10 protein-coding genes are annotated in these 13,151 nt (G+C 70.7%); 6 read left to right on the top strand and 4 right to left on the bottom strand.

From position 1 onward, the window contains the following. Nucleotides 1–204: 204 nt before the first annotated feature. Nucleotides 205–1,029: an oxidoreductase gene (locus ACH45E_RS10750; RefSeq protein ID WP_361446152.1), complete on the bottom strand. Its 825-nt coding sequence runs from the start codon at nt 1,027–1,029 to the stop codon at nt 205–207. 100 nt (nt 1,030–1,129) lie between these two features. Between ACH45E_RS10750 and ACH45E_RS10745 the strand changes: the two genes are divergently transcribed. Next, on the top strand, nt 1,130–2,110 hold the full coding sequence (locus ACH45E_RS10745; RefSeq protein WP_361446154.1) for an ATP-binding protein: 981 nt from the start codon (nt 1,130–1,132) through the stop codon (nt 2,108–2,110). Nucleotides 2,111–2,128: 18 nt separating this feature from the next. On the opposite strand, the gene ACH45E_RS10740 is transcribed toward ACH45E_RS10745, so the two are convergent. Further along, nucleotides 2,129–3,394 carry a hypothetical protein gene (locus ACH45E_RS10740; protein WP_361446156.1) on the bottom strand — a complete coding sequence of 422 codons (1,266 nt, stop codon included), beginning with the start codon at nt 3,392–3,394 and terminating at the stop codon, nt 2,129–2,131. A 339-nt stretch (nt 3,395–3,733) separates the two neighbouring features. Here ACH45E_RS10740 and ACH45E_RS10735 point away from each other — a divergent pair, with 339 nt between their 5' ends. Further along, a complete protein-coding gene (locus ACH45E_RS10735) occupies nt 3,734–6,070 on the top strand; it encodes a SulP family inorganic anion transporter (RefSeq protein WP_361446158.1) in 2,337 nt (778 codons plus the stop codon). Nucleotides 6,071–6,496: 426 nt separating this feature from the next. Here the strand turns inward: ACH45E_RS10735 and ACH45E_RS10730 are convergent, their stop codons facing one another. Both ACH45E_RS10730 and ACH45E_RS10725 read right to left on the bottom strand, forming a co-directional pair. Beyond that, complete coding sequence (locus ACH45E_RS10730) at nt 6,497–7,129, bottom strand: hypothetical protein (protein WP_361446160.1); 633 nt, start codon at nt 7,127–7,129, stop codon at nt 6,497–6,499. Beyond that, entirely contained in the window at nt 7,126–7,779 is a 654-nt protein-coding gene (locus tag ACH45E_RS10725) for an RNA polymerase sigma factor (RefSeq protein WP_361446162.1), read from the bottom strand. The genes ACH45E_RS10730 and ACH45E_RS10725 overlap by 4 nt, the downstream gene beginning before the upstream one ends. Before the next feature lie 148 nt (nt 7,780–7,927). Between ACH45E_RS10725 and acs the strand changes: the two genes are divergently transcribed. The 4 genes from acs (at nt 7,928) to ACH45E_RS10705 (ending at nt 12,994) form a co-directional block, all read left to right on the top strand. Next, nucleotides 7,928–9,883: an acetate--CoA ligase gene (gene acs, locus ACH45E_RS10720; RefSeq protein ID WP_361446164.1), complete on the top strand. Its 1,956-nt coding sequence runs from the start codon at nt 7,928–7,930 to the stop codon at nt 9,881–9,883. Between the two features lie 155 nt (nt 9,884–10,038). Continuing rightward, a complete protein-coding gene (gene nhaA, locus ACH45E_RS10715; protein ID WP_361446166.1) occupies nt 10,039–11,484 on the top strand; it encodes a Na+/H+ antiporter NhaA in 1,446 nt (481 codons plus the stop codon). 74 nt (nt 11,485–11,558) lie between these two features. Next, nucleotides 11,559–12,050: a phage holin family protein gene (locus ACH45E_RS10710; protein WP_361446168.1), complete on the top strand. Its 492-nt coding sequence runs from the start codon at nt 11,559–11,561 to the stop codon at nt 12,048–12,050. Then, on the top strand, nt 12,047–12,994 hold the full coding sequence (locus tag ACH45E_RS10705) for an alpha/beta hydrolase (protein WP_361446170.1): 948 nt from the start codon (nt 12,047–12,049) through the stop codon (nt 12,992–12,994). The genes ACH45E_RS10710 and ACH45E_RS10705 overlap by 4 nt, the downstream gene beginning before the upstream one ends. The last annotated feature ends 157 nt before the right edge of the window (nt 12,995–13,151 follow it).

Genomic DNA, 13,151 nt, shown 5'->3' with positions numbered 1-13,151 from the left:
AGAGGATCACCTTTAAAACGCATTTGGCCCCACGGACCGAGCATGAACATCGGGCACCCACGCGACGTCGACCCGTCGATTACGGGCCAGCCGCACCAGGTGACGGGCGAAGCTCCCGACCTGATGGGCAACATATCGAGGACGCCTGGTAACTCGGTGGTCATGCCAGCGGCGGTACGAGTATTCGTACCGCCGCAACCCTGTTCAGGCCGCCCCGCGCTGCAGCGCCTCGCACACCGCCGTCGACTCGCGCACGCCCAGTTCCACCGCCCTGCCGCAGTGCGCCATCCAGGCCGTCATGCCCTCCGGGGTCCCGGAGACATAGCCGTCCAGGGCCGCCAGGTACGCGGCGCGGCCCAGCTCGGCGTGCCCCACCTCGGCCGGGCAGACCGCCTTCGGGTCCAGGCCGCTGCCGATCAGGACGATCCGCTCGGCCGCGCGCGCGACCAGGCCGTTGTGCGACACGAAGGGGCGCAGCGCGAGCAGCTCGCCGTGCACGACCGCGGCCGTCACCAGCGCGGGCGCGGAACTGCCCGCGATGATCAGCTGGGAGAGGCCCTCCAGCCGACCGGACACCTCCGCGGCGTCCGGCAGCGGCAGCTCGATCAGCGGCTCGTCGACCGGCTCACCCGTCTGGCGCGGCCGGCCCACCTCGTCGTCCTTGCCCGCCGAGGCGACCAGATGCAGCCGGGCCAGCACCCTGAGGGGCGACTGACGCCAGATGGACAGCAGCTGGCCGGCCTCCGCGGTCAGCCGCAGGGCCGCGCCCACCACGCGCGCCTCGTCGTCGCCACTGAAATCGGTGCGCCGGCGCACCTCCTCCAGGGCCCAGTCGGCACCGGACAGCGCCGCGGAGCCGCGGGCGCCGCGCAGGGCCGCTTCGGAGGTGATCGCGTTGCTGCGTCGCCGCATGACCCGGTGCCCGTAGACCCGGTCCACGGCTTTGCGCACGGACTCCACGGACTCGGTCACACCGGGCAGCGAGCCCAGGGTCGCGAGCGGATCGGCGGACGCGCCTGTCGTACTCATGAGTACGACCCTACGCACCCCGGCGCCGCGCCCCACGAAGGAGTGGTCTTCTTCACTCATCCCGCCACTCAGGGACATCGACTGACTACCCTTGGTGAACATGAAAATTGCTTTCGTCGGGAAGGGCGGCAGCGGCAAGACCACACTGTCCTCCCTCTTCATCCGCCACCTCGCGGCGGCAGGCGCGCCGGTGGTCGCCATCGACGCCGACATCAACCAGCACCTCGGCGCCGCACTCGGCCTCGACGACGCGCAGGCGGCCGCGCTGCCCGCCATGGGCGAGCGGCTGTCGCTGATCAAGGACCATCTGCGCGGCAGCAACCCGCGCATCGCCTCCGCCGCCACGATGATCAAGACGACCCCGCCCGGCGAGGGCTCACGCCTGCTGCGGGTACGGGAACCCAACCCGGTGTACGACGCCTGCGCACGACCGGTGGAACTCGACGGCGGCGCCGTCCGTTTGATGGTCACGGGCTCCTTCACGGACGCCGACCTGGGGGTCGCCTGCTACCACTCCAAGACGGGAGCGGTGGAGCTGTTCCTGAACCACCTGGTCGACGGCCGCGACGAGTATGTCGTGGTCGACATGACCGCCGGATCGGACTCCTTCGCCTCCGGCATGTTCACCCGCTTCGACATCACGTACCTCGTCGCCGAACCGACCCGGAAGGGGGTCTCCGTCTATCGCCAGTACAAGGAGTACGCCCGCGACTTCGGCGTCACCCTGAAGGTCGTCGGCAACAAGGTGCAGGGCCCGGACGACCTCGACTTCCTGCGCGCGGAGGTCGGGGACGACCTGCTGGTGACCGTCGGGCACTCGGACTGGGTGCGCGCGATGGAGAAGGGCCGGCCGCCCCGGTTCGACCTCCTGGAGGATGTCAACAGCCGCGCCCTGCGCACCCTTCGGACCGCCGCCGATGCGACGTACGAGCTGCGGGACTGGGAGCGGTACACGCGCCAGATGGTGCACTTCCACCTGAGGAACGCGCACTCCTGGGGCAACGAGCGCACCGGGGCCGACCTGGCGGCGCAGGTCGACCCCGCCTTCGTGCTCAGTGAGGCGGTCGCCGCTCCCGCCTGACGGCGACCACCCCGATCCTCACTGCGGGACCGCCGGCGCCCCCGGCACCCCCTTCGGGGCCGGGGCGGTGCGGCCCGACAGGAAGGACGCCCAGCCCTGCCGGGGGGCCTCACCCACCTTCAGGGTGCGCAGCCTGGCCAGTACCTGCGGGTCCTGGGCGTCCAGCCAGTCGGCGAGTTGCCGGAAGGAGACGCAGCGCACCTCGGGCTTGTTGCACACCTGCTCGACGACCTCGTCGATCGCGCGCATATAGGTGCCGCCGTTCCAGGACTCGAAGTGGTTGCCGATGATCAGGGGTGCGCGGTTGCCGTCGTAGGTGCGGTAGAAGCCCTTGAGCAGGCCGTCACGCATCTGGGCGCCCCAGTAGTCGTACTTGGCCGGGTCTCCCTGGGTCGAGGTGCCGGACTGGTTGACCATGAAGTTGTAGTCCATGGTCAACTGCTCGTAGGAATGCCCGGGAAAGGGCACGAGCTGCATCGACAGATCCCACAGGCCGTGCTTCTTCTTCGGCCAGACCTGGTCGTCGACCCCGCTGGTGTCGTAGCGGAAGCCGAGCTCGCGGGCCGCCTTCATGAAGTTCTTCTGCCCTTCCAGGCAGGGGGTGCGGGCGCCGATGAGCTCCTTGTCGTAGTCGAAGGGCAGCGGAGCCTCCTTCGTCATGCCGGTGTTGGTCTTCCAGGTCTTCACGAACTGCTTGGCCTGGGCGATCTCGCTCTTCCACTCCGCCACCGACCACTTGCCGACCCCGCCGTCCTCGCCGCAGAAGTGGCCGTTGAAGTGGGTGCCGATCTCGTTGCCCTCCTCCCAGGCCAGGCGCAGTTGCGTGACGGTGTCCGCGATGCCCTGCTCGTCGTTGAAGCCGATCTCGGAGCTGCCCGGCGGGTGCTGCGGCGGCGTGTAGAGGTCGCGTTTCTCCTTCGGAAGCATGTACACGCCGCTGAGGAAGTACGTCATCGTCGCGTTGTTGGCCTTGGCGACGCCGCGGAAGTGGGAGAACAGCTTCTGGCTGTCCTCGCCCGCCCCGTCCCAGGAGAAGACCACGAACTGGGGAGGCTTCTGACCGGGTTCGAGCCGCTCGGGTCTGGGCAGATGCGGCTGGCTTCCGGTGTACGCGGTGGAGCCGTCGCCGATCAGCTGGAGCACGCTGTTGGGCGGCGGTGCTCCCTTCTGCGGGCCGGGCGCCCCTTCCTTCGAACCGCTGGAGCCGCCGGCACAGCCGGCCAGCGACGCGGCACAGGCCGCGGCGGCCATGGCTCCCGCGGCGATCCTCTGGGTGGCGGCCATGTTCCGCCCACCTTCTTCCTTCTCTCAGGCAAACGCTGACGAGGGCGTTTTGTGGTGATCTGATGGATTTGCCGACAGTGCCGCCAAGGTCGCACGAGGCCGAGAAAGGAATTAATACGACAAGCCGATAAAAAGCCCACGCCACTCGGGCGAGTGAACTAATGAGCCATTTGCCCCAAAAGTCCTTGCGTGACTTTTACTCTGCATTACGATTCATTTACCGAGTGTTGATTCACGCGTTTCACGTGTTCCACGCGTTGCTCCATCCCGCCGCTGCACGCCGTGACCCACGGCCGCGACCAGTTCCGCGACCGCGCTTCCCCGGAGGAGACGGGAAACATGTCAGCCTGCGCACCCACCCAGCCCCAGACCCCGGCGCGGACCGAGCGCCCCCACCAGCCGCACAGTCCGCCCCGCCGCTTCCGCGTCGCCGGCGCCGACGTGTCCGCGGCGATCGCCGTCTTCCTCATCGCCCTGCCCCTGTCCCTCGGCATCGCCCTGGCCACGGGCGCCCCGCTCCAGGCCGGGCTGGTCGCCGCCGCCGTCGGCGGGATCGTCGCCGGGCGGCTGGGCGGCTGCCCACTCCAGGTCAGCGGCCCCGCCGCCGGACTCACCGTCGTCACGGCCGACTTGATCGGGCGCTACGGATGGCGGGCGACCTGCGGCATCACCGTCCTCGCCGGTCTCGCCCAGCTCGGCCTGGGCTGCCTGCGCGTGGCACGCTCGGCACTCGCCGTGAGCCCGGCCGTGGTGCACGGCATGCTCGCCGGCATCGGCGTCACCATCGCCGTCGCCCAGCTGCACATCGTGCTCGGCGGCAGCCCGCACAGTTCCGTACTCGACAACATCCGTGCTCTGCCCGAGCAGTTGGCCCAGCTGCGACCCGCCGCCGTGATGATGAGCGCGCTGACTCTGACCCTGTTGCTGGCCTGGCCGAGGCTGCCCGGCCGCCCCGGCCGTCTGCTGCGCGGGATCCCGGCCGCGCTCGTCGCCGTCGCCGGGGCCACCGCGACCGCCTCGCTCACCGGGCTGACGCTGCCCAGAGTCGATCTGCCGTCCTGGCGCAGCCATGCCCTGGCCGGGCTGCCCGAGGGACCCGTACTCGGCGTCGCCGCCGCCGTGCTGACCACCACCCTGGTGTGCAGCGTGCAGTCGCTGCTCGGGGCGGTCGCCGTGGACAAGCTGGTCGCCGGGCGCCCCGGTCCGCAGGCCCGCGTCGGCCGCTCGAATCTGGACCGGGAGCTGCTGGGCCAGGGTTCCGCCAACATCGTCTCCGGAGCGCTCGGCGGGCTACCGGTCGCGGGGGTGGCCGTGCGGAGTTCGGCGAATGTCCAGAACGGCGCCGTGAGCCGGAACTCCACGATGCTGCACGGCGTTCTCGTAGTAGTCGCCGCGCTGCTGATGGTCCCGATCCTGGAACTCATCCCGCTCGCCTCGCTCGCCGCCCTGGTGATGGCCGTCGGCATCCAGATGGTGTCCCTGCACCACATCCGCACGGTGACCCGCCACCGCGAGGTGCTGGTGTACGCCGCCACCACCCTCGGCGTGGTCGTCCTGGGTGTCCTGGAGGGTGTGCTGTCCGGGGTCGCCGTGGCCGTCGCCGTCGCCCTGCACCGCCTCGCCCGCACGCGCATCACGCACGAAGAGAAGGGAGGAGTCCATCACATCCATGTGAGAGGCCAGTTGACGTTCCTCGCGGTGCCCCGGCTCAGCCGGACCCTGCATCTCGTACCCCAAGGCGTGCACGCCGTCGTGGAGTTGCACGGTTCGTTCATGGACCACGCGGCGTACGAGTCACTGCAGGACTGGCAGCACGCGCACACCGCGCAGGGCGGCTCCGCCGAACTGACCGGCCGCCGGGGCGGTGTCCAGACCGCCACGTCCGAACACCACAGATCCAGGCCCGGCGACAGATCAGACCGCGGATCGGACGTCAGACCAGACGTCGGATCAGACATCAGGCCCGGCTACAGACCCGGCGGCGACGGAAGCGTCCGCAGACACGACCGCAGACACGACCTGGCACGCGGCATCAGCGCGTTCCAGCGCGACACCGCGCCCCTGGTGCGGGGCGAGCTGGCCCGGCTGGCGCGGGAGGGGCAGAAGCCGTCACAGCTCTTCCTCACCTGCGCCGACTCGCGGCTCGTCACCTCGATGATCACCTCCAGTGGTCCGGGCGACCTCTTCGTCGTGCGCAATGTCGGCAACCTGGTCCCGCTACCGGGCGAGGAGAGAGGCGACGACTCGGTGGCTGCCGCCATCGAGTACGCGGTGGACGTGCTGAAGGTGCGCTCCATCACGGTGTGCGGGCACTCCGGGTGCGGGGCCATGCACGCGCTGCTCGCCTCCGAACCGGGCGGCGCGCGGACATCGCTGAGGCGGTGGCTCCGGCACGGGCGGCCGAGCCTGGAGCGCATGGCCGACGGCACCCGCCCCGGAGCACGGCTGGCCGGCCAATCCGCCACGGACGCGGTGGAACAGCTCTGCCTGACCAACGTGGTCCAGCAACTGGAGCACCTGCGTGCGCACGAGTCGGTCGCGCGAGCTCTGCGGGACGGAGCGCTGGAGTTGCACGGCATGTACTTCCACGTGGGCGAGGCCCAGGCGTACCTGCTCGACGGGGTGAGCGGGGACGAGCTGTTCGACCGTGTGCGGGAGGCGGATCTGTCGGCGTGACCCGCTCCCCCGCGGGAGGCCGACGCCTGCGGCAGGCCGCCTCTGCGGGTGGCCCCCGGCCGAGCCGGGACCGGGGTCCACCACCCGCGGCGTGCCCGGGTCCGCCTAGGGTCTGTTGCGAAAGTCCCGTCGTCCGCCCGGAGGGCGGGCCCGGCGCCCGCCGCGATGGGGGTGCCCCCGCGCGAGTGTGTTCGAGCGTGGGGGAGGCCTGGTGTCGCAGTCGGTGCGTGCTCTGGGGTCCCCCCGGCCGAAGGCTGGGGGAGTGCCGGGCGCAGGCCCTCGTACGGGATGTATTTGGGTCTGTGCCCGGTGCGGCGAGTGGGGGCACCTCCCACGCCCTTGAGGCAGTGGGGGAGCGTGCCGGGCGTCGCCGGGCTGGGGGCACCTCCCGGCCGAAGGCTGGGGGAGGGACTTTCGCAACAGGCCCTAGCCGACGGGCTCCAGTTTGCAGGGTGCGATCTTGCCCTTGACCGCGTAGAACATCTCGCTCGGCGTCGCCTTGGGGTTCTTCTGGCTGACGTTTTCGATCGCCAGGGAGTCGCCGGGGTGCAGGGTGACCTTCCAGACGTGCCCCGGACCGGGCTCGCCAGTCGGGACGGAGCCCTCCTTGGGCGGCTTCCCGATGTAGGCCCGAATCAACGTGTTCGACAGCAGCTCACCGCGTGGCTGCGCGCACTGGTGGGCGTACGCCAGGTCGTCGATGGTGACGTGGATGCCGTCGGCACGCAGCCGTTCGGCGAGTTGGCGCTGGGCCGTCGGGCCGATGCCGATCTTCAGCAGGCTGAAGGTGACGGTGCCGTCGTGGTGGCGGTCCACCGCGTACGCCGGTGACTCGGCCGGGGAGCCGGGCACCAGCACCATCGCGAGCCCGGCGACCGCGCAGGCCCCGGCGGCGAGGGCGAGACGGCGGCGGGTGAACAGCGGACGGCCCTGAGCGGGTGCCGCGGTCCGACCGGTGTGCTCGTCCGCGTCGAGCTCCCGCCGTGCGACCTCACGTCGCTCGATCTCCGCCTGCAACTCCGTCAGCAGCCGGTCCTCGAACATCGCCTTCGTGGTCATGCTTCCCCCTCGATTCCTCCGTTGGCGTACGACAGTGACGTGCCCCTCGGGTCCGGGGCGGGCGGGTCAGCCTCCGTTCGCAGGGACTCCGCGCGCAGGGACTTGCGGGCCCGGTGGAGCCGTACGCGGGCGGTGACCTGACGGATGCCGAGCGCGGCCGCCGCCTCGGGGAGCGTGAGCTGATCGACCGCGATCAGTTCCATGACGGCCCGCTCCCCCTCGGGGAGCCGCTCCAGTGCGGCCAGGGCGCGGCGGCCCGGGCTCTCCGCGTCGAGCTTGTCCTCGAGGCGGGCGATGTCGTCGCCCTCCAGCAACCGCCGTCCCGAGATACGCCGGACGCGCTCGGTCTCCCGGGCGGCGCGGCGGTGCTCGCCGGAGACGACGTTGCGGGCGATGCCGTAGAGCCAGGCCGTCTCGCTGCCCCGGGAGGGACGGTAGGTGTGGGCCGAGTCCAGGACCGCGAGGAAGACCTCGGCCGTCAGGTCGGCCACCGTGTGGGCGTCGGCGACACGCCGGGCCACGAAAGATGTCACCGCATCCACATGGCGCCGGTAGAAATCTTCGAAGAGCTGTGGATCGCGAGCCGCCGCAGCCGGCCCGCCCCGTATTCCTTCCACCCGGTCTCCCCATCCTCGTCGGTGGCGTTTCATCTGTACTTGGACCGGGATGTGAAAGGCGTTACAAGAGCAGATGGAACATAGGTCTAAACCAATTTTCGGTCTGGCCTTGTCACCGGACCCCCGGGTCTGATGAGCTGTGGCCTGGGACACAACGGACACCCTGCGATTGGGAGATGTCGTGAGCAACGAAAGCCTGGCCAACCTGCTCAAGGAAGAGCGCAGGTTCGCGCCGCCCGCCGAACTGGCCGCGAACGCCAACGTCACGGCGGAGGCGTATGAACAGGCCAAGGCTGACAGGCTCGGCTTCTGGGCCGAGCAGGCACGCCGGCTGACCTGGGCCACCGAGCCCGCCGAGACGCTGGACTGGTCGAACCCGCCGTTCGCCAAGTGGTTCAAGGACGGCAGTCTCAACGTCGCCTACAACTGCGTGGACCGGCATGTGGAGGCGGGGCACGGCGACCGGGTCGCCATCCACTTCGAGGGCGAGCCCGGCGACAGCCGCGCGATCACCTACGCCGAGCTGAAGGACGAGGTGTCCAAGGCGGCGAACGCCCTGCTGGAGCTGGGGGTTCAGAAGGGCGACCGGATCGCGATCTACATGCCGATGATCCCGGAGACCGCGATCGCGATGCTGGCCTCGGCCCGGATCGGCGCCGCGCACTCCGTCGTCTTCGGCGGTTTCTCCGCGGACGCGCTCGCGACGCGCATCCAGGACGCCGACGCCAAGGTGGTCATCACCTCCGACGGCGGGTACCGGCGCGGCAAGCCGTCCGCGCTCAAGCCGGCCGTGGACGAGGCGGTCGCCAAGGTCGACAACGTCGAGCACGTACTCGTGGTCCGCCGCACCGGCCAGGAGGTCGCCTGGAACGGCGAGCGGGACGTGTGGTGGCACGAGGTCGTCGAGCGGCAGTCCGCCGAACACGCTCCGGAGGCGTTCGAGGCGGAGCACCCGCTGTTCATCCTCTACACCTCGGGGACGACCGGGAAGCCCAAGGGCATCCTGCACACCTCCGGCGGCTATCTGACGCAGACGGCGTACACGCACTGGGCGGTGTTCGACCTCAAGCCGGAGACGGACGTGTACTGGTGCACGGCCGACGTCGGCTGGGTCACCGGCCACTCGTACATCGTGTACGGACCGCTGGCGAACGGCGCGACCCAGGTCATGTACGAGGGCACGCCGGACACCCCGCACCAGGGCCGGTTCTGGGAGATCGTGCAGAAGTACGGGGTGACGATCCTGTACACGGCGCCGACCGCGATCCGTACGTTCATGAAGTGGGGCGACGACATCCCCGCGAAGTTCGACCTCTCCTCCCTCCGCGTCCTCGGATCGGTCGGCGAGCCGATCAACCCCGAGGCCTGGATCTGGTACCGCAAGAACATCGGCGCCGACCGCACGCCGGTCGTCGACACCTGGTGGCAGACCGAGACCGGCGCGATGATGATCTCGCCGCTGCCCGGCGTCACCGCCGCCAAGCCCGGCTCCGCCCAGACCCCGCTGCCCGGCATCTCCGCGACGGTCGTCGACGACGAGGCGCACGAGGTGCCCAACGGCGGCGGTGGCTACCTGGTGCTCACCGAGCCGTGGCCGTCGATGCTGCGCACCATCTGGGGCGACGACCAGCGGTTCATCGACACGTACTGGTCGCGGTTCGAGGGCAAGTACTTCGCCGGTGACGGGGCGAAGAAGGACGACGACGGGGACATCTGGCTGCTGGGCCGGGTGGACGACGTGATGCTCGTCTCCGGGCACAACATCTCCACCACCGAGGTCGAGTCCGCCCTCGTCTCCCACCCCTCCGTCGCCGAGGCGGCCGTCGTCGGCGCCGCCGACGAGACCACCGGTCAGGCGATCGTCGCCTTCGTGATCCTGCGCGGTACGGCGTCCGAGGACGCCAAGCTCGTCGGCGAGCTGCGTGACCACGTCGGCAACACGCTCGGCCCGATCGCCAAGCCGAAGCGGATCCTGCCGGTGGCGGAGCTGCCGAAGACCCGCTCCGGCAAGATCATGCGGCGTCTGCTGCGGGACGTCGCGGAGAACCGCCAGCTCGGTGACGTCACCACGCTGACCGACGCCACGGTCATGAACCTCATCCAGGCGAAGCTGCCGGCGGCGCCCAGCGAGGACTGAGCAGGACTGAGCAGGACTGGGCAGGGGCACCCGGCGTGCGCGCCGGGTGCCCTTTCACGGCACGTTAGGTAAAATAAACAAAAAACGTTCGCCTCAGGTGCGCCGGGAAGTCTGGTCGGCATGTGCTCCGTCCTGCCCACCGACCGGAGGTCCTCGTGCCCGCGCCCCGCACCACCGCCCCCCGCAAGGTCCTCGGACGGCTGTCCCTGCCCGAGCGGAGGCATGTCGCGGACGCCCTGCGCACCGAGACCGTCGGCGGTGTGCTGCTGCTGGTCGCCGCCGTGGCGGCCCTGGTCTGGGCGAACGTCCCGGCGCTGCACCACAGCTACGAGAGCGTCAGCCACTACCGCCTCGGCCCCGCCGCCCTCGGCCTGAACCTCTCCGTGGCGCACTGGGCGGCCGACGGACTGCTCGCGGTCTTCTTCTTCGTCGCCGGTATCGAGCTCAAGCGCGAGCTCGTCGTCGGTGACCTCCGGGACCGGAAGGCCGCCGCGCTGCCCGTGGTGGCCGCGCTGTGCGGCATGGCCGTACCGGCGCTCGTCTACACCCTCACCAACATCGCCGGCGACGGCTCGCTCGCCGGCTGGGCGGTGCCCACCGCCACCGACATCGCCTTCGCGCTCGCCGTGCTCGCGGTCATCGGCACGGCGCTGCCCGGCGCCCTGCGCGCCTTCCTGCTCACCCTGGCCGTCGTCGACGACCTGTTCGCGATCCTGATCATCGCGGTCTTCTTCACCGCGCGCATCGACTTCGCCGCGCTCGCCGGCGCGGTCGCCGGGCTCGTCGTCTTCTGGCTGCTGCTGCGCGTGGGCGTACGTGGCTGGTACGTGTACGTGCCGCTCGCGCTGGTCGTCTGGGCGCTGATGTACAACAGCGGCGTCCACGCCACCATCGCGGGCGTCGCCATGGGCCTGATGCTGCGCTGCACCACCCGTGAGGGCGAGGAGTGCTCGCCCGCCGAGCGCGTCGCGCATCTCGTGCGCCCCCTGTCGGCGGGGCTGGCCGTGCCGCTGTTCGCGCTGTTCAGCGCAGGGGTGGCGGTCTCCGGCGGGGCGCTCGCGGACGTGTTCACCAAGCCGCAGACGCTCGGCGTGGTGCTCGGGCTGGTCGTCGGCAAGACGATCGGCGTCTTCGGCGGCACCTGGCTGACCGTCCGCTTCACCCGGGCCTCGCTCAGTGACGACCTCGCATTGGCCGACGTCTTCGCCGTGGCGACGCTCGCCGGCATCGGCTTCACCGTCTCGCTGCTCATCGGCGAGCTCGCCTTCGCGGGCGATGCGGTCCTGACGGACGAGGCGAAGGCCGCCGTACTGACCGGGTCGCTGATCGCGGCGGTCTGCGCGACGGCCCTGCTGAAGGTGCGCAACGCCAAGTACCGGAGGCTGTACGAGGAGGAGGAGCGGGACGAGGACCGCGACGGCATCCCGGACATCTACGAGCAGGACGACCCGGCCTACCACCTGCGCATGGCGGAACTCCTGGAGCGCAAGGCCGCCGAGCACCGGCGGCTCGCCGCGGACCTCGCCGACACGGCCGCCGGACGCCACACGAGTGCCGAAGTGCCGGGCAGGGCAGGCGAGGAAGGCGACCGTCCGGCATGATCTGACGAGACGGTACAAAACGAGTCGGCGCGAAAAGACGAAGTCGGCACGAAAAGACGAAGAGGGAGACCGCGATGAGCGCACCCGACGGCAGCCCGGTCGGCGCCGAACGCAGCATCGGCCAGCTGTTCGCCTCGGCGACGACCGAAATGTCGGCGCTGGTGCACGACGAGATCGCACTGGCCAAGGCCCAGCTGAAGCAGGACGTCAAGCGCGGCGCGACCAGCGGCGGCGCCTTCACGGTGGCCGGCGCGGTGCTGCTGTTCTCGCTGCCGATGCTCAACTTCGCCCTCGCGTACGGCATCCGGACCTGGAGCGGCTGGAACCTGGCGGTCTGCTTCCTGCTGTCCTTCGCCGCCAACGTCCTCGTCGCCGGCGGTCTCGCGCTGATCGGCGTGCTCTTCGCGAAGAAGGCGCAGAAGAGCAAGGGCCCGCAGAAGGTCGCGGCGTCGATGAAGGAGACGGCGGGCGTCCTGCAGAAGGCCAAGCCGCACCCCCGCCAGGCACCGGCCCTGGAGGACCGGTCCCCCGCGGCCATCGAGGCTGTGGCACGCTCGTCGTCATGACGGACCCCGCCGCTTCGGCACACCCTTTCTCGGTCGCACGGCTGGACGTTCCCGGCGGCCGGGAGGTGACGCACCGGGACGTCGCCGCCAACGGCGCCCGCTTCCACATCGCGGAGCTGGGCGACGGCCCGCTGGTGCTGCTGCTGCACGGCTTCCCGCAGTTCTGGTGGGCATGGCGGCACCAGCTCGTCGCGCTCGCCGACGCGGGCTTCAGGGCCGTCGCGATGGACCTGCGGGGCGTGGGCGGCAGCGACCGCACCCCGCGCGGGTACGACCCCGCCAACCTCGCCCTCGACATCACCGGCGTGGTGCGCTCCCTCGGCGAGCCGGACGCCGCGCTGGTCGGCCACGACCTGGGCGGCTACCTGGCGTGGACGGCCGCCGCGATGCGGCCCAAGCTGGTGCGGCGGCTCGCGGTGGTGTCCATGCCGCATCCGCGGCGCTGGCGCGCGGCGATGCTGCGGGACGCCCGGCAGACGGTCGCCGGCTCCTACATCTGGGGGTTCCAGCGGCCGTGGATCCCCGAGCGGCAGCTGACCGCCGACGACGGGGCGCTGGTGGGCGAGCTGATCCGGGACTGGTCCGGGCCGCGGCTGCCGGACGACGAGGCGGTGGAGACGTACCGCCGGGCCATGTGCATCCCGTCGACCGCGCACTGCGCGATCGAGCCGTACCGCTGGATGGTCCGGTCGCTGGCCCGCCCGGACGGCATCCAGTTCAACCGCCGTATGAAGCGGCCGGTTCGCGTGCCCACACTGCATCTGCACGGCTCCCTCGACCCCGTCATGCGCACGCGGAGCGCGGCCGGTTCGGGCGAGTACGTCGAAGCCCCGTACCGCTGGCGGCTGTTCGACGGACTCGGACACTTCCCGCACGAGGAGGACCCGGTGGCCTTCTCCTCGGAACTCATCAACTGGCTGCAGGACCCGGAGCCCGACCGCTGACGCGCATGGGCCGGCCCGGCCTCCGCTGGGGGTCCGGGGGTTATCCCCCGGGACAGCACAGTCCGCACGAGGAGGACCCGGTGGCCTTCTCCTCGGAACTCATCAACTGGCTGCAGGACCCGGAGCCCGACCGCTGACGCGCATGGGCCGGCCCGGC

The organism is Streptomyces sp. NPDC020299 (assembly GCF_044387825.1).
Taxonomy (GTDB): Bacteria; Actinomycetota; Actinomycetes; order Streptomycetales; family Streptomycetaceae; genus Streptomyces.
This window is presented reverse-complemented; position numbering and strand designations above follow the sequence as displayed.